This window comes from Kordiimonas sp. UBA4487 (assembly GCF_002389025.1).
GTDB lineage: Bacteria > Pseudomonadota > Alphaproteobacteria > Sphingomonadales > Kordiimonadaceae > Kordiimonas > Kordiimonas lacus.
The window spans coordinates 107,914-123,505 of sequence record NZ_DGNR01000013.1; the positions used below are offsets into that span (position 1 = coordinate 107,914).

Genomic DNA, 15,592 nt, shown 5'->3' on the forward strand with positions numbered 1-15,592 from the left:
TAAAGAGAAAAACGCGAGGGCATCCAATGACGGTGACGCCAAAGAACCAGCCGAGTGCGACGAGCAGTTTCGATGATATTGCCGCGCGGCTGAAAAGCCATCATGAGAAGTACGGCGACCTGTCAGGCATGTCGCTTGGCAAGATCGGGAACTTGTTAAAGAAAACGGCGGCGGTCATGTTCCCGCATTATGCCGTTGCGGAAGATGACGATCTCTCGCTCGAGGAACGCCTGCGTGTTCTCGAGGATTCATTTTACGACCTGGTTGACCCACTGTGCCGTGATGAGGACGTTGGGTGCGCGCGTCTTCTGGTGCATGGCTTCCTCTCAGACCTGCCGGAAATTGCCGATCTTTGCTACCAGGACGCCCAGGCGCTGGTGGCCGGTGATCCAGCGGCCCAGTCCATCGAGGAAGTTATCCTTTGTTACCCAGGCTTTTTTGCCGTTGTGGCTTATCGGCTGGCCCACGCGCTTCACAAGCGCAGCGTGCCGCTGCTGCCGCGGATGATCACGGAATATGCCCACCAGAAAACCGGTGCGGACATTCACCCGGGCGCTCATATCGGCCATTCGCTGGCCATCGACCACGCGACGGGCGTGGTGATTGGCGAGACGGCCATCATTGGCAATAACGTGAAGATTTACCAGGGCGTGACGCTGGGTGGCCTTCGGGTTGACCCGGACCAACGGTCGAAAAAGCGGCATCCCACCATTGGTGACAATGTGGTGATCTATGCCGGTGCCACCATTCTTGGCGGCGAGACCGTGGTGGGGCATAATTCGGTGATCGGGGGCAATGTATGGATTACCCGGTCGGTACCGGCGTGGTCGCGCGTCATGTTCCGCCCGGCAGATACCGACGAGATTGTGCCCATGCGCAGCCGTAAGGCGGCGGAACGCTAGGCCTCGCACCATATTCGGATTTTAAACAGACCCAAAGAGGGGGACCACGATGAAAGCTGCATCCATTCTTGATGCAATTGGCGGTACGCCGCATGTGCGCGTTTCGCGCCTTTTCCCGGACCATGAAGTCTGGATCAAGCAGGAACGATCCAACCCGGGCGGATCAATCAAGGACCGCATCGCCCTGTCGATGGTTGAGGAAGCCGAAAAAGACGGGTCGCTGAAGCCTGGTGGTGTGATTATTGAGCCCACGTCCGGCAATACAGGCATTGGCCTTGCCATGGTGGCAGCTGTGAAAGGCTACCGCTTGATTTTGGTGATGCCCGAGAGCATGTCCATCGAGCGCCGCCGCCTGATGCTGGCCTACGGTGCCGAATTTGTCCTGACGCCAAAAGAACTGGGTATGAAAGGCGCGCTTGCGAAGGCGACTGAGCTGGTTGAAGAAACCGATGGTGCCTGGATGCCGCAACAATTCCAGAACCCGGCCAACGTGAAAGTGCACCGCGAGACCACAGGCCCTGAAATCCTCGCGGATTTCCCGGAAGGCCTTGATTATATGATCACCGGTGTTGGCACGGGCGGCCATATCACGGGCTGTGCTGAAGTCCTCAAAGACAAGTGGGCAGACCTTAAGGTGTTGGCCGTTGAGCCGACGCTGTCGCCTGTCATGTCCGGCGGCGAGCCAGGGCCACACCCAATTCAGGGCATCGGTGCGGGCTTTATCCCGGAAGTCATGAACATGGACCTGATGGACGGCGTGGTGAAGGTGGACCCAGCCGACGCCAAGGAAATGGCCCGTCAGGCTGCGCGCAAGGAAGCCATGCTGGTGGGGATTTCCTCGGGCGCGACGCTCGCGGCGATCGCCCAGACCATCAAGGAAAAGAATTTACCCAAGGGCACGCGTATCCTCGGCTTCTGCTACGACACCGGCGAACGCTATCTGTCCGTGCCGGACTTCCTGCCTGAAGAGTAGGCAAAAGACCAAATTCTGTTTGGTATCAAAAACAAGGGCTGCCAGTCGGCAGCCCTTGTTTTGTCGCAGCGTAGATGTCTGCCTTATTCTTCGTCTTCGTCGATGCCGGAACTGATCTTGCCGCTCTCGAGCCGTACGATCAGGGCGACATGGTCCCCCCGGATGGCGAGCTCCTTGTATGACCCACGCGGCAGCGGCACGCCCTGGTCAATACAGTGATTGAGGACGGCGGCGCCGACTTCACGGCTGTTGAACATGATGGTGTCCGATCCATCAGACAGAACCATCTGCACTGAAACCTCACCCTCTTCATCCAGTTCAGAAATGATGTTCTTAAGCGGTGGGTTGGTGGATTGCCCCCGTCCTTCAAGAACAGGACGAAGTGCGAGAACCAGCTCTTCGTCTGAGAAGATGATACTGCGAGACTCCAGAATCATAAAATCTACATGCCTGTGTTTGGTTGCGCTGCTCTAATTTAGGCAGAATTGCACCCACTTGAAAAGTTTTTTTAAAATCAGGCCTTAGCCGGACTGTTGTTGCCACTTGAGCGTTCGCGCCATGCCCGGATGATGGCGTTTGCCACCGTTGCAAGCGGAATGGCAAAGAAAACGCCCCAGAAGCCCCAGATGCCGCCAAACACCAGGATGCCGATGATGATGGCATTGGGGTGCAGTTTCACGGCTTCAGAGAACAGAAGGGGCACCAGAAGGTTGCCGTCCAGCGCCTGCAAAACCAGATAGGCGATGACGGCTGTGGCCATCTCGCCGCCCAGGCCCCACTGGAAATAGGCCACCAGGGCCACCGGGAAGGTCACAACGGCCGCGCCGAAATAGGGGATGATGACGCTCAGACCAGTCGCAACCGCGAGCAGCGTGGCGTAAGGCAAGCCCAGCACACTATAGGTGACGAAGGCCGCGATGCCGACGATCAGGATTTCATATACCTTGCCGCGGGCATAGTCGCCTGCTCGCTCCAGCACTTCGCCCCAAACCTGTTCCAGTACCGGCTTGTCACTTGGCAGGAAGCTACCGAACCAACTCAGGATCTGGGCCTTGTCCTTGAGGAAGAAGAAGACCATCACCGGCACCAGCACCACGTAAACCACGAAGGCCACAGCGCCCGTCAGGCCAGACAGGGAATATTGCAGCAGCTTGGGCCCAAGATTGGCGATCTCATTGCCAAGACCGGTGAGCCAGGTGTTGACCTGCGTTTCCGAAATCAGGTCAGGGAAGCGTTGCTGCAGCGACAGAAGCGCGTTGCGCATGCTGCCTACCATGGCTGGGCTGTCGTTGATAAACTGGCTGACCTGTTGGATCAGAAGCGGCACCACCGTGAGCATGGCGATGACCGATAAAAGGATGAAGCCCAGATAAACCGACAGGAAAGCCACCCAGCGCCGCGCGCCGCGCCGGATCAGCCATTCGGTTGGCCCGTCCAACAGGAAAGCGATAACGACCGCAGCGATGGCGGGGGCCAGCATATGGCCGAACAGCGAAATGGCGAGGACAGCCGCCAGCGCAAACAGCACAAGAAGCACCATCTGCGGGTCGGAAAAAGTCCGGCGATACCATTCGCTTAGCATATTCATTTGCGTGTGCTCCCGGGCTGAGCCTTAACAGTATTTTTGGTGTTCGGCTATCAGTTTCAAGCCAAACTGTGGCATTTTCATGCGTGCTGGCCCGACGAGGTACCACCGTCCACGATGACATTGGCGCCGTTCATGTATCCGGCTTCTTCGCTTGCCAGATAAAGCACTGTTTTGGCCACGTCGTTCGGGTTCGCCGGGCCGCCTTTCGGCAGGCCACCCGCGAACTTGCTCATGTCGCCGCCAATATCTGCCAGCGCGCGCTCGAACATAGGCGTCAGCATGGGGCCGGGCGAGACTGCATTGATGCGGATGCCGTGGTCGGCATAATCAAGCGCAGCGCTTTTCGTGAGGCCGACAACCGCATGCTTGCTGGTGCCGTAGGCTGCCATCCATTCAGCGCCCGAGCGCGACAGGATCGAGGCCGTGTTGACAATGGCGCCCGTGCCAGATTTCAGCATGACCGGAATTTCATGGCGCATGGCAAACCAGATGCCCATCACGTTGGTGCGGAACACATCTTCCACCATGGCCATATCCTGGTCGGCGAAGCGCGCCGCCGTGTGGCTGATACCGGCGTTATTGACGGCAATATCCAGTCGCGTGCCATCATCTGTCGCCGTGTGGATAAAGGCTGCGACGGAAGATTCCTCGCGCACGTCGGCATGATGATACTGGACTGTGCCTGAAAGCCCTTCGGCGTCCGCCATCACACGCTTGCCTTCGGTGTCGATCAGGCCGCAGAAATGCACATCGGCGCCTTCAGCGGCAAACGCTTTCACGATCGCCTCGCCAAAGCCGGACGTACCGCCGGTCACTATCACTCGTTTCGCCTCGAAGCGCATGGACTGTTCCTGTTTTTTGCGTGCGCCATGGCTACCGCCAAAAAGGCAGCGGTGCAAGCAAAACTAAGGTCGGGGGATGCCTTCTAGTGGCTATGGCCGTGACTGTGCCGGTGTGGCTTGCCGCCTGGCAGCAACTGGGAGAAAAAGATCCGCGCACCGGTGTGAACCAGCACGACACAGATAATACCGAGCCAAAGGCCGAACATGATATAGCCGTCGTTCGGCGCGGGAATTTCATAGGGCGAAAGCTCTGCGGCAACCGTTAGCGCAAACCACAGCACCAGCGTCCAGGGCGCGATGCGCTGAAGGCTGGTGTATGCGGCCTGCAGCGAACCACCATAGATTTTGGTGTAAGTGGCAGCGGCCAATAGCGCGAGCAGCATAAGCGGCGCTGCAAGGCGCCCGATTGTCCCCATCAGGTCAACCACATGATGGGCCTCGTGGGCCGACATCATGGTTACGTCGCTTGGTGCATGGTGCAGATAATGGGCGCCGATCAGGGCAACAAGGAACACGATCCCGGCAACTGTTCCCAGACGATGCGCCCAGATGTTTCCAGCATTCGGTGCGGTGTTATGGTCATCAAGCGGGTGCAGTACCACATGCAAGAGCGACCCGGCGGCAAAGGCCTGCCAGTAGCCTACAAGCGGGATGTGGTACCAGTCGCCCGCATAAACCACCATGACATAGCCGATGATGGTCATGACGCCGAGGGCTGCCAGCACAGCAACGCCTGCCCAGGTGGTCAGCACGGGCCTGAGCAGCCACCAGACCGCAACTGCCACACCGATACGGTGCAACAGCACGCCTGTCGCCACAAAGGAGCCATGGTCGCTTTGGCCTGCAAACGCCAGAATGGCGCCGTCAGACGCCGCGTGCACCACAAGCGCGAGAGCAGCCACCAGCATGACAACGCGGTGGGTCATTTCCTCGGCGCGGTGGAACAGGAACTCGGCAATCCAGGGCAGGCAGAATCCGAAGGCGGCGACCAGAATTGCCAGCACACCGCTGTGCGCTAGGGCTTCAGGCAGCAGGGTGAGTGTCACCAGCCCCAGGACGGTGACAAGCACAAATCCATCCAGCCCGCCCTTCAGGGCAGGCAGGCGCGCAACAAGCTGTGCCAACAGCGGCGCAGCCAGCAGCAACAAGACAGATAGGATCAGTGCCAGTTCCAAACTCAAACCTCATACATACCGGTTATGTACAGTTATAATATCACAATATGGAAAGCCAGCCAAAAACATCAAGAGATGGCAGTTATTTTGTTTGACCAGAAGAGAGGGCCCGCAGCATCGCATCCGCGGCGGGCCCTTTTATGGGCCGAGAAGCTGAATTAAGGCTGGACGGGCCGCGGCGGGCGTCCGTCCAGAACCGCAGCGATACCGTCAGCAATGAAAAATGGCTCAACTGATCGGTCATGCGTGGCAATGAAAATCCCTATCCCGGAATCAGGGAAGCGCCAGAATTCGGCCCGGCTGAAATAGCTTCCCCCATTGTGCCACACCAGCTTGTGGCCGTGAAAATTGGGTACAATCGACCAGCCATAACCGTAATGATAGATATTGCTGTCATCCTCCGGTACATGGGGCTTCATCAGGAAGTCTTTGGAACCGGCCGACAGGATGCGGCCACTTATAAGCGCACGGTGCCATTTCAGCATGTCGTTGGCGCTGCTCAGGATGCCGCCGTTGCCGAACAGGTGCCACGTCTTGCCCGCTGTCTGGTCCAGCAGGTCTTTTGCAGAAGTGAGGCCGTTATGGGGCTCGCTGAGTGCAGGAAAGCTGCGGCCGCGCCAGTCGGGCCGATAGTAGCCGGTGGTGAACATGCCTGCGGGTTGCCAGAGGTTGTCGAACAGATAGGTCTCATAAGGCTGACCACTGGCCACCTCGATCACTGCCGCCAGAAGGGAATATCCTGTGTTGGAGTATGCATGCCGTGTACCGGGTTCGGTGATTAAGGGGGTGCCGAAAACACGCGTGAGGTAGGTATCGCGGTCAATGGCTTCTTCGTCCGGTCCGACCGTGTCGGGCAGGCCGGCTGTGTGGGTTAACAGGTGATGCAGGGTGATGGCCTTTTTGTCCTCAGGCAGTGTCTTGAAGAAACGATCCAGCCGGTCATGAAGGTTTAGCTTGCCCTGTTCCATCAACTTCAGGATTGCTGCCCCGGTAAATTGTTTGGTGATGGACGCAATGTCATTGACCGTTTCAAGACTATAGACTTGGGCACCGTTACCGGTTGTGCCAAAACCGCGACCATAAATGGTGCCGTCAGGCCCTGAGATGCCAACTATGCCGACGAAGCCTTTAGCTTCAGCATCATTCAGGAAGGCATCCAGGGCTTGTTTGCTTATGAGCGTGTCGGGACCGTCGGCGCGCAGACCGGTGGTGGCTAGATGCAGGCCATAGCACAGCAGCAGAATGTATTTGATTAAACGCATGGGTATCCTCGCATATTGCAGATTTGACATCGCGGCGATGTTCGCCGTAACTGTTTGAACGCTGCAGCCAAGGGGCCGCATTTGTCCTGACGAAAAGGTTGAGAAACATTGACAAAAGCTGACGAAACCCTTGGCGCCAGTGGCCTTGCTCGGAAAATTCGTATTGGCGATGTGGTGCTGGACCGGATGCATCATCAGCTGTGTGTCGGCATTGAGGTGCGAACCATTGAACCGCGCCTGGTACGTTTACTGGATGAGCTCTGTGCCGTGCCCGGGGATCCGGTTTCCCGCGACACTTTACTCTCGGCGGTTTCCAATCTTCCTTATGCCGGGGACGAGGCGCTAACCCAGGCCATATCGAAGCTCAGGCAGGCCCTGGGGGATGACCCGAAGGCGCCACGCTACATCAAGACCATTCCACGCCGGGGCTATGCGCTGATCGCGCCGGTCACGCCTTTCGAGGAAGCTCAGCTGGAAATGGCGCCCCAACGAAACAAAGGGCTGTTTTGGATGGTGGGTGGGGCACTGTTGGCTGGACTTCTGACCTGGGCCTATTTTGAATTTGTCGCGCTTCGGGAGATTGAGATCGAATTTACCGAACAGGGCGACCAGGAGTTTATCGAGAAGAAGGATATGGAGCCGACGCCCTAAAGCCAAGTGCCTGCAAGCGTTAGCGGGTCAGTGCCAAGCCCCAGCTTGAAGCGGGCGATGCCTGCGCCGTCAGCTGTGTTCAGCCCACCTAGATCCAGAAAGCGGATGCCGCGTTCCTTGAGCGCCACAATGCCGTCCCACAAGACCTTGTTCTGGGCATTCAGGTTCCGGCCCTCGTCGCCAGACCAGCCGACATGATAGGTGGCACTGTTGCCGTGCAGCATGAAAATGGCGCCAGCCACTTTCTTGCGGCCCGCCAGCGCCGTCACGCTCATCACACCCACGCTGTCGTCACCCTTTGCGAACCTCTCTGCAATGCCGGCATAGATGGGGACAAGCCCAATGGGCACGGCCTGATAGCCCCGCCGGGTTTGCTGGTCGGCCTCGCGGTCCGTCAGCCAAGTATACTGATGCTGCTTGCGGCCGCCAATGACGGTTTCCAGTTTGCCGGAACTCTCAGCCTTGGTCAGTTGGTTGCGCCATTTGGCGTTCAGGCTGGCGCGCAGGGTGTCTACGCTTGGGCCCAGGTCCGTCCAGATGGTGCTGTAGCCCGTCATGATGCGGCGATAGCCAGCAGCTTTCAGCACCGCCCGATTTTCCGGCGTGTCGACCAGTTCCGGCTGAAACAGCATGAAGTTCCAGCGCCAGGGGCTATGGTGCTTCCGCAGCGCCTTCAGGCCCGCCGCCTGCTCATCCTTCGTGACGCCCGGCAGCCACAGTGGGCCACGCATCAGGCTGTTCATGCGGATGATGCGGTAAAACCGCCGCTTTCCCACCAGCGCGATGGCGATGGGGGTGCTGCTTTGGGACAGGGTGAGTTGCTGGATGTCAGCGCCGATGGCCTTGAGCGTCTGGCCATAAGCCCAATGCTGCTGCAGCGGCAATGGCTGGTCGTCACTGAGGGATTCCCACAGGTCGGGGTCGATATCGCCAAAGGCCAGTTGGATGTCAGCGGCGCTAGGCAAGGGCATGATCCCCTGTTATGGTCCAGCCATGTTCAGAAAACGGCCAGACGTTCAGGATGTAATGGGGTGGCGCATTGCCCCACCCCGGGTCACTTTGGGGGGCGCCTTTGCGGTGCTCAAATATATCGCCTTGCCGCTCTTTGGGGCGTTGGCGTTGCTGGACGTGATCTTTTATCTCTACTTCCAGCATGTCCTTGGGCGTTGCTATGGCGTCCTTTGTCTTTTGTCCTAGCTGTTCACCGATTTCAGCTCAATGGTGAAGATCAGCGTGGAGTATGGCGGAATAGAGCGGGACCCGCGCTCGCCATAAGCCAGGTCGTAGGGGATGAAGAATTCATACTTGGCGCCTTCTTTCATCAGCTGCACGCCTTCTGTCCAGCCCCTGATCACGCCGTCCAGCGGGAAGGTGGCGGGCTCGCCGCGGTCATAGCTGCTGTCAAACTGGGTGCCGTCAATCATGGTGCCTTTATAGTCTACCGTCACCATGGACGTTTCAGTCGGGCTCTTGCCAGTGCCTTCGGTAATAACGCGGTACTGAAGGCCGCTTTCAAGCGTTACCACGCCCTCTTTCTTGGCGTTTTCTTCAAGCCAGGCCAGCTGCTCATTCTTGTGGGCTGCGGCCATCTCCTCGGCTTTTTGCTGCGCTTCTTCAAGTGTCATCACATCCAGAAGTTCAACATCGAACACCAGTGTGGCATTGCCCGGGATCAGGCCGCCGCCTGCGCCGTGCTCACCGTAACCGATATCTGACGGGATCGTCAGTTCCCACTTGTCGCCCACGCTCATCAGCTGCAAGGCTTCGGTCCAGCCTGGGATCAGGCGACCAGCCGGGAAGGTGGCAGGTTCGCCGCGCTTGTAGCTGCTGTCGAACTCGCTGCCGTCAATCAGTTTGCCAGCATAATGTACGGTGACATAGTCAGCGGCGGTCGGGCTCTTGCCGTCACCACTCTCAACCACGCGGTATTGAAGGCCGCTTTCGGTAACCTGAACACCGTCCTTCTTCATGTTTTCTTCAAGGTATGCCAGGTTCTCTGTGCGGAACGCTTCTCTTTCACTCATTGTATCTGATACTTTCTGTTCATCGGTTTGCGGTGCAGCCGCCGCGTCGGTAGAAGCCTCTGATGAAACCTCTGTTGAAGCTTCAGGGGCTTTTTCGGATTGTGTTTCCGTTAGCTCGGCGCTACTTGTGCCGGTGTCGGATTTTTGCTCTTCGTCGCTTTCGCTGCTGCAGGCTGCTAAGCTTAGTGCGGCAACGGTGGCCGCAACCTTTAAGCCAAGTTTCATGGGAACTCCTCGCCAAGATTTCTGCGGGGACACTAGCCCTTGAGCGCGTGCGGGAAAAGGAAAAATCGGGCTACGGTGCCAGAAACAAGGGGAATTGATATGGCGAAGGCCGATACAGACATCCGGCAGGCGATTTTGGACCATCTGGAGGACACCAGGTCGGTCGCTCCACGGGAAATTGCACAAGTTCTGGCTGAAGAAGGGGAAGACTGGCGCAAGTATTTACCCAGAATTCGCATCGAAGCCGTGAAACTTCATGCTGATGGCCTGCTGGTGTTTATCCGAAAAAAGAAGGTTGTTTCTCCGGAAGGACTGAAGGGGGTCTACCGTTTTTCTAAACCAGCTGCAGATGAGTAGCGTAAGACTACTTGGCAATTGTGTCCTAAAGCCTTAAACTGTTGGCGCACGAGAGGAGTACTCTATGGGGGGTCAGATACCTTTGCTTGACAAGCCTGTCCTTGACCGGCTTGCAGCAGAAGTTGGGGAAGAATCGGCAGCTTTCCTGCTGGATTCGCTGAAAAAAGAAATCCGAGATTCCGGCTGTGAACTGATGCAACATGCGTCCGTTGGCAACCTCGAACAGCTTGAAATCCAGGCTCACGCGCTCAAGAGTGCGGCGCGCAGCTTTGGCGCCATGCGTCTTGGAGAAGCCTGCCAGGCGATCGAATTTGCCGCCAAGGCAGATGGTCGCCCGGAAATCGATGGCCTGCTGAGCCAGTTCAAAGTTATTTCAGAAGAAACGCTGGAGGCTTTCAATAAAGCCAACTAGGACGCGCCGCACTATTGTGGGGATGCCGACCGCCTAAAAGGCGGTCAGTTGGCCAATCTCAGCCCGCAGGTCTTCAAGCCCCCAGCCTTTTTCACTGGATGTCGCCATGATAATCGGGTGACAGGCGATGAATTTCTTGGCGTCTTCCTGGGTCTTTTTCAGAATCTTGTCGCGGTCCGCCACTTTCAGCTTGTCCAGCTTTGTCAGCACGATCTGATAATTGACCGCTGCTTCGTCCAGCATATGCATGATCTCGCGGTCATTTTCCTTGAGGCCATGGCGGCTGTCGATCAGCAGCATCACGCGCCTGAGGTTCGGACGGCCACGCAGATAGTCTTTTACCAGACGCGTCCAGGCATTGACTTTCTTGCGCTCGATCTTGGCATAGCCATAGCCGGGCAGGTCGACAAGATAGGCGGGGGTGTTCATCTCCGCGCCCATTTCGAAATAGTTGAGTTCCTGTGTGCGGCCCGGAGTGTTCGACGTGCGGGCCAGCGTCTTGCGGCCAGTCAGCGCGTTCACAAGGCTCGATTTGCCCACGTTCGAGCGTCCGGCGAAGGCTACTTCAGGGCGGTCCGCACCCGGCAGAGTCCCCAGGGACACCGCGCCCATGATGAAGTCGACACGGCCAGCAAACAAAAGCCGGCCGCGTTCCATGTCATGCTGTGTGTAGCGCTCTTCTTCCATGCTACGCTTTGCCCAGGGCTTCACGCCGCGCGTGCTCGCGCTTCATGATGAAGGATTGCTGCGCGATCGAGAGCAGGTTGTTCCAGGTCCAGTACAGTACCAGGCCTGAGCTGAAGCCCGCCATGATAAAGGTGAAGATGATCGGCAGGAAGCTCATGACTTTCTGCTGCGTCGGGTCCATCGAGGTTTGCGGGTTCAGCTTCTGCTGCAGCCACATGGTGATGCCCATCAGGATCGGCAGCACGCCGATGGCGATCATGGCCGGCGGGTCCCACGGGATCAGGCCGAACAGGTTCACTGGTGTCAGCGTATCGCGGGCAGAAAGGTCGGTGATCCAGCCAAAGAAAGGCTGATGGCGCATCTCGATGGTGACATAAAGCGTTTTATAGAGCGCGAAGAAGATAAAGATCTGCGGGATCATCGGCAAACAGCCGGCCATCGGGTTGATCTTTTCCTTCTTGTAGAGCGCCATCATTTCCTGTTGCAGGCGCTGCTTGTCGTCCTTGTAGCGCTCCTGCAGGGCTTTGATCTTGGGCTGGGCATCCTTCATGTGGCTCATGGAGCGGTAGGATTTGTTCGCCAGCGGGAACAGGATCAGTTTCAGGATCACTGTCATGGCCAGGATTGCGACGCCATAGTTGCCGGTCACCTGGAACAGCCAGTGCAGGCCTTTGAAAATTGGACGAGTGAGGAAATAGAAATATCCCCAGTCGATGGCGCGATCAAATTTATCGATACCGTATTTTATTTCATAGTTGTCGATTGCGCTGACGATCTTGGCACCTGCGTAAAGCCGATTTGTAGTTTCAACACTCGCGCCGGCACCTACTGTTTGCCAGGTCTGAGCATAGCCAGCGCTATAGCCTGTTGCTGTTTTGGCAAGGCGCGCCCGGGACAATTCTGCTTTTTGATCAGGAATCAGGGCAGTCATCCAGTATTTATCGGTGATACCCATCCAGCCGCCTGTGCTGGCTTGGTCGAAATCGCCATCTTCAGCGAGATCCTTATAGCTCTTTTCTTCCAGCTTGCCATTGATGACGCCCAGAGGACCCTCATGAAGGATGTAGAGGCCGTCGGTCTTCGGCTCGCCTTTGCGGTCGATCACAGCATAGGGCGCAAGTTGAATGGCCTCGTCGGTGGAATTAATCACCGTTTGTGTGACGGTAAACATGAACTGGTCGTCAATGTCCATTTTCATCATGAAACGGACGCCGTCGCCGTTGTCCCACGCCAACGTTACGGGTTGGCCGGGTGCAAGTGCTTCATTGTCGGCTGACCAGACGCTGTTTTGATCAGGAACTGTAATGCCGTTTTGCCGGGTTGTGGACCATCCGAAGTGCACATAATAGGCCTTGTCCTGATTTGCGGAAGCAAGCAGGCGTACGTTGGCAGCGCCATCGTCCAGGCTAACTTTGTGGTTGGTCAGCAACAGATCATTGATGCGGGCGCCACGCAGTGACAGGCTGCCGCTAAGCTCAGGATTGGTGATTGTGATCGAGCCTGCGTCTTCCAGCTGGGTTGGAGCGCTGACTTGTACCGGAGTGTCATCCCCAAAACTGGAGGGCGCTGCTTCTTTGGGCGCAAGGCCGTCTTCCAACTGCGCTGCGGCCTGTTGCTGTACGGCCTCGCGCTGCAGGGCTTCCTGCTGCGGCGAAATGAAAAGCGCGTTATAGCCGAAGAAGACAGCAATCGAGATTGCTGCAAACAGCACAATATTCTTAGTGTCACCCATGAGACGTCATACCCTGATCATCTGGCCGGTCTGGGCCGGCCTCCAAATTCTTGTCACATCCGCAGCCTGAGCCATGCTTGTGTGCATCTGCCGCGGGCGTTTCGCCCGGGCGCACGCTTTGTGGCACAGGATCGTATCCGAATCCACCCCAAGGGTGGCAGCGGGCGATGCGCTTTATTGCCAGCCATCCGCCCTTAAGTCCACCATGAAGACGCAAAGCGTCCACGGCATAGCTGCTGCAGGTGGGCTGGTATCGGCAGCGGGGGCCGATCATTGGCGAGATCACAAGTTGGTAGAAGCGCACCGGAATGAGGAACAGGAAGGCCAGCGGGCTCATGCGCTGCCCTGTCTTATGCTCCTTGCTCGCCATCAGGCATTTCCTCGGTTCTTGTAGGATTTCTGCGGTGTTTTCTGCGGTTTATCCGAGTTTAGATCGGCACCCGCATGCAGTTTTGCAAGGGCCCACTTCATATCGGCCTGCATTTTCACGAAATCATATTCGACAGACGAGGGCCTGCCAACCAGCACATAGGTCCAACCAGCCTGGCCATATTGCGGCAAAATGGCACGGCATGCTTCTTTGAGCCGCCGCCGCGCACGCGAGCGGATAACGGCCTTGCCCACCTTCTTTGAAACGGTAAAACCGGCTCGTGGCGGCGAATCACCCTCACCCGGCATGGCCTGCAGGATAAAGCTGGGCGTCACCCACTTGCGGCGGGTGCCCGCAACCGCCAGATAGTCCGGCCGTTTGGTAATGCGCGCGAGTTTTAAAGCCTGTTCGGTCATGGTGCCGATGTCTGCCCGCCAAATGCCAATAACAACTGGCTCAAAAACAACAAAAGCCGACCGGATATCTCTCGGTCAGCTCTCATCGTGTGTGATAGGGGTGCCCAAAAGGCGCCCAGACCTTTACGCCGAAAGGCGCTTCCGGCCTTTAGCACGGCGTGCCCGAAGCACAGCGCGGCCACCTACAGTAGCTTTGCGCGCACGGAAACCGTGACGGCGTTTACGCACCAGCACACTCGGTTGAAAGGTCCGTTTCACTTGACTTACTCCAGTTAATCGCCTTGCTCTGCGGTGAACCGCGGCCCGGCGTCCAATTTCGAGCGCGCTGTATAACCGTCAGAATTGTCGAAGTCAACAATACATGTCGCGCTTTTTGGTATCCGGTATGCCTTCTACCATATTTTGGTCGGATTTACCCATAAATTAAGGACTTCCGCCGTTCTGGCGCCATAAGGCGGGCGGCCCGATTGTGCCCTTACGGGCGAATCGGCGCTGGACGGATCGGGAAAAGTGCTATTATACGCCAATTAGTTTACTTGCATTTCCATGCGGGATGAGATTCATAACAGGTTATGCCCGAGCATTATAAACCTCTGACGTCCAGCCTCAGGTCGCGCCTGCTGATCCTCACCTTCCTCTTTGTGATGGTGATATCGGCCCTTATTTATCCGACGTCCATCGCGTCGTTCCGGCAGGACTATCTTGAGACCCGGCTGGAGAACGCCCAGATCGCGGCACTGGCGCTTGAGGCGGCACCCGGCAATATGGTCAGCCCCGAGCTTGAGCAGCGGCTTCTCAACCAGTCTGGTGTGATTGCCATCATCATGCGGCGCGAGGACAAGAGCCTGCTGCTGGGCTATGACGTGATGCCCGAAGAGGTGGAAGCCACGTTTGACCTCAGGAACCCGTCGCTCGGGACGCTGATCATGGATGCGTTCAACACGCTGGAGCAGGGCGGCAACCGTGCTATCCGGGTGGTCGGCGACCCGATGGTGCCCGGCACCCGCATGCTTGAGATCACAATGGACGAATCGGGCCTGTTTGCTGCGCTCAAGAATTATTCCAACAATGTGCTGGTGCTGTCGCTCATTACGTCTCTGTTTACGGGCATTCTTGTTTATCTGGCGCTGCACTGGCTGCTGGTGCGGCCCATGCGCCGCCTCAAGGACCGCATCGTTTCCTTCCGGCGCAAGCCAGAGGCCGTGCCGGCAAAGATGCGGCAGAACAGGCGCCCCGACGAGATCGGCCTTGTGGAACGCGAACTTGTGCGCATGCAGGAAGAGCTCCGGCTGAACCTGAAGCAGAAGTCGAACCTGGCCGCGCTTGGTGAGGCGGTGGCCAAGATCAATCATGACCTTCGGAATATCCTGGCGACAGCGCAGCTGGCATCCGATTCGCTCCAGCGGGTCGACCATCCAGGGGTCCAGAAGGTCTCGCGCAGGCTGGTAAACAGTGTCAGCCGGGCAGTGGCCTTGTGCGAAAGCACCATCCGGCACGGCAAGGCGGATGATCCGGCGCCTGAAAAGGAATGGACGCCACTGGGTGAGCTGGTGGCTGATGTGGCGGCGTCGCTTGGCCTTGAAGAAGACAGCAAGTTTGAATTCAACTGTGATGTGGATGACGACATAACGGTCTATGCCGATCCAGAACAGCTGCACCGGGTGCTCCTGAACCTGTGCCGCAATGCCCGCGACGTGCAAGGCGACGAAGGCTCCATTCTGGTCGGCGCCAAGAAGGACAAGGATGGCACAGTCCATATCAAGGTGACAGACAAGGGCCCCGGTATCCCGGAGGCCATCCGACCGACGCTTTTCAAGGCGTTCCAGTCGTCACGCGCGGGCGGTACTGGTCTAGGCCTTGCGACAGCCCGGGATATTGTTCTGTCCCATGGCGGGCAAATTGGCCTGGCAGAAACCGGCGCTGAGGGCACTACTTTCATGATCTGCCTGCCGGGCGAAGAAAACTGACACAGCCAT

The 15,592-nt window shown here is 57.5% G+C and carries 18 protein-coding genes; 6 read left to right on the top strand and 12 right to left on the bottom strand.

Annotated elements, in window-relative coordinates; translation table 11 throughout:
* Window positions 1-26: 26 nt before the first annotated feature.
* Both epsC and cysK read left to right on the top strand, forming a co-directional pair.
* Window positions 27-902: a serine O-acetyltransferase EpsC gene (epsC, locus tag B3Z17_RS11955; RefSeq protein WP_068301427.1), complete on the top strand. Its 876-nt coding sequence runs from the start codon at window positions 27-29 to the stop codon at window positions 900-902.
* 49 nt (window positions 903-951) lie between these two features.
* Window positions 952-1,875, top strand: a complete 924-nt coding sequence (cysK, locus tag B3Z17_RS11960; protein WP_286829987.1) for a cysteine synthase A — start codon at window positions 952-954, stop codon at window positions 1,873-1,875.
* Window positions 1,876-1,958: 83 nt separating this feature from the next.
* Here cysK and B3Z17_RS11965 read toward each other — a convergent pair whose 3' ends face one another.
* From B3Z17_RS11965 to B3Z17_RS11985, 5 genes are all read right to left on the bottom strand, one after another.
* Window positions 1,959-2,312: a hypothetical protein gene (locus B3Z17_RS11965; RefSeq protein WP_068301421.1), complete on the bottom strand. Its 354-nt coding sequence runs from the start codon at window positions 2,310-2,312 to the stop codon at window positions 1,959-1,961.
* Window positions 2,313-2,389: 77 nt separating this feature from the next.
* Entirely contained in the window at window positions 2,390-3,463 is a 1,074-nt protein-coding gene (locus B3Z17_RS11970; RefSeq protein ID WP_286829988.1) for an AI-2E family transporter, read from the bottom strand.
* A 77-nt stretch (window positions 3,464-3,540) separates the two neighbouring features.
* On the bottom strand, window positions 3,541-4,305 hold the full coding sequence (locus tag B3Z17_RS11975) for an SDR family NAD(P)-dependent oxidoreductase (RefSeq protein WP_286829989.1): 765 nt from the start codon (window positions 4,303-4,305) through the stop codon (window positions 3,541-3,543).
* Window positions 4,306-4,388: 83 nt separating this feature from the next.
* Complete coding sequence (locus tag B3Z17_RS11980; protein WP_286829990.1) at window positions 4,389-5,480, bottom strand: hypothetical protein; 1,092 nt, start codon at window positions 5,478-5,480, stop codon at window positions 4,389-4,391.
* A gap of 158 nt (window positions 5,481-5,638) precedes the next feature.
* Window positions 5,639-6,742, bottom strand: coding sequence for a serine hydrolase domain-containing protein (locus tag B3Z17_RS11985; RefSeq protein WP_286829991.1), 1,104 nt, complete (start codon window positions 6,740-6,742; stop codon window positions 5,639-5,641).
* 108 nt (window positions 6,743-6,850) lie between these two features.
* On the opposite strand from B3Z17_RS11985, the gene B3Z17_RS11990 reads away from it, so the two are divergent.
* The gene (locus B3Z17_RS11990) at window positions 6,851-7,393 is read left to right on the top strand and encodes a winged helix-turn-helix domain-containing protein (RefSeq protein WP_286829992.1); all 543 of its coding nucleotides are present in this window, start codon (window positions 6,851-6,853) and stop codon (window positions 7,391-7,393) included.
* Here the strand turns inward: B3Z17_RS11990 and B3Z17_RS11995 are convergent.
* Both B3Z17_RS11995 and B3Z17_RS19635 read right to left on the bottom strand, forming a co-directional pair.
* Window positions 7,390-8,358, bottom strand: a complete 969-nt coding sequence (locus B3Z17_RS11995; RefSeq protein ID WP_286829993.1) for a GNAT family N-acetyltransferase — start codon at window positions 8,356-8,358, stop codon at window positions 7,390-7,392. The genes B3Z17_RS11990 and B3Z17_RS11995 overlap by 4 nt on opposite strands.
* Window positions 8,359-8,586: 228 nt before the next feature.
* On the bottom strand, window positions 8,587-9,642 hold the full coding sequence (locus tag B3Z17_RS19635; protein WP_068301399.1) for an FKBP-type peptidyl-prolyl cis-trans isomerase: 1,056 nt from the start codon (window positions 9,640-9,642) through the stop codon (window positions 8,587-8,589).
* Window positions 9,643-9,741: 99 nt separating this feature from the next.
* Between B3Z17_RS19635 and B3Z17_RS12010 the strand changes: the two genes are divergently transcribed.
* Window positions 9,742-9,999 carry a DUF3253 domain-containing protein gene (locus B3Z17_RS12010; protein ID WP_286829994.1) on the top strand — a complete coding sequence of 86 codons (258 nt, stop codon included), beginning with the start codon at window positions 9,742-9,744 and terminating at the stop codon, window positions 9,997-9,999.
* 64 nt (window positions 10,000-10,063) lie between these two features.
* Window positions 10,064-10,411, top strand: coding sequence for an Hpt domain-containing protein (locus tag B3Z17_RS12015; protein ID WP_068301393.1), 348 nt, complete (start codon window positions 10,064-10,066; stop codon window positions 10,409-10,411).
* A 33-nt stretch (window positions 10,412-10,444) separates the two neighbouring features.
* Here B3Z17_RS12015 and yihA read toward each other — a convergent pair whose 3' ends face one another.
* From yihA to rpmH, 5 genes are all read right to left on the bottom strand, one after another.
* Entirely contained in the window at window positions 10,445-11,098 is a 654-nt protein-coding gene (gene yihA / locus B3Z17_RS12020) for a ribosome biogenesis GTP-binding protein YihA/YsxC (RefSeq protein WP_068301390.1), read from the bottom strand.
* A gap of 1 nt (window position 11,099) precedes the next feature.
* On the bottom strand, window positions 11,100-12,830 hold the full coding sequence (gene yidC / locus B3Z17_RS12025; protein WP_286829996.1) for a membrane protein insertase YidC: 1,731 nt from the start codon (window positions 12,828-12,830) through the stop codon (window positions 11,100-11,102).
* Entirely contained in the window at window positions 12,823-13,167 is a 345-nt protein-coding gene (yidD, locus tag B3Z17_RS12030; protein WP_349680327.1) for a membrane protein insertion efficiency factor YidD, read from the bottom strand. The genes yidC and yidD overlap by 8 nt, the downstream gene beginning before the upstream one ends.
* A 32-nt stretch (window positions 13,168-13,199) precedes the next feature.
* Window positions 13,200-13,616: a ribonuclease P protein component gene (gene rnpA, locus B3Z17_RS12035; RefSeq protein WP_286829998.1), complete on the bottom strand. Its 417-nt coding sequence runs from the start codon at window positions 13,614-13,616 to the stop codon at window positions 13,200-13,202.
* A gap of 123 nt (window positions 13,617-13,739) precedes the next feature.
* Complete coding sequence (rpmH, locus tag B3Z17_RS12040) at window positions 13,740-13,874, bottom strand: 50S ribosomal protein L34 (protein ID WP_074519531.1); 135 nt, start codon at window positions 13,872-13,874, stop codon at window positions 13,740-13,742.
* Between the two features lie 314 nt (window positions 13,875-14,188).
* On the opposite strand from rpmH, the gene B3Z17_RS12045 reads away from it, so the two are divergent.
* Window positions 14,189-15,583 (top strand): ATP-binding protein, encoded by a 1,395-nt coding sequence (locus B3Z17_RS12045; protein WP_286829999.1) that lies wholly within the window; start codon window positions 14,189-14,191, stop codon window positions 15,581-15,583.
* Window positions 15,584-15,592: the final 9 nt, after the last annotated feature.

Coding starts and splice junctions, on each gene's coding strand:
- epsC (WP_068301427.1), top strand. CDS start 27: ATGACGGTGACGCCAAAGAACCAGCCGAGTGCGACGAGCAGTTTCGAT.
- cysK (WP_286829987.1), top strand. CDS start 952: ATGAAAGCTGCATCCATTCTTGATGCAATTGGCGGTACGCCGCATGTG.
- B3Z17_RS11965 (WP_068301421.1), bottom strand. CDS start 2,312: ATGATTCTGGAGTCTCGCAGTATCATCTTCTCAGACGAAGAGCTGGTT.
- B3Z17_RS11970 (WP_286829988.1), bottom strand. CDS start 3,463: ATGAATATGCTAAGCGAATGGTATCGCCGGACTTTTTCCGACCCGCAG.
- B3Z17_RS11975 (WP_286829989.1), bottom strand. CDS start 4,305: ATGCGCTTCGAGGCGAAACGAGTGATAGTGACCGGCGGTACGTCCGGC.
- B3Z17_RS11985 (WP_286829991.1), bottom strand. CDS start 6,742: ATGCGTTTAATCAAATACATTCTGCTGCTGTGCTATGGCCTGCATCTA.
- B3Z17_RS19635 (WP_068301399.1), bottom strand. CDS start 9,642: ATGAAACTTGGCTTAAAGGTTGCGGCCACCGTTGCCGCACTAAGCTTA.
- B3Z17_RS12010 (WP_286829994.1), top strand. CDS start 9,742: ATGGCGAAGGCCGATACAGACATCCGGCAGGCGATTTTGGACCATCTG.
- B3Z17_RS12015 (WP_068301393.1), top strand. CDS start 10,064: ATGGGGGGTCAGATACCTTTGCTTGACAAGCCTGTCCTTGACCGGCTT.
- yihA (WP_068301390.1), bottom strand. CDS start 11,098: ATGGAAGAAGAGCGCTACACACAGCATGACATGGAACGCGGCCGGCTT.
- yidC (WP_286829996.1), bottom strand. CDS start 12,830: ATGGGTGACACTAAGAATATTGTGCTGTTTGCAGCAATCTCGATTGCT.
- yidD (WP_349680327.1), bottom strand. CDS start 13,167: ATGAGCCCGCTGGCCTTCCTGTTCCTCATTCCGGTGCGCTTCTACCAA.
- rnpA (WP_286829998.1), bottom strand. CDS start 13,616: ATGACCGAACAGGCTTTAAAACTCGCGCGCATTACCAAACGGCCGGAC.
- B3Z17_RS12045 (WP_286829999.1), top strand. CDS start 14,189: ATGCCCGAGCATTATAAACCTCTGACGTCCAGCCTCAGGTCGCGCCTG.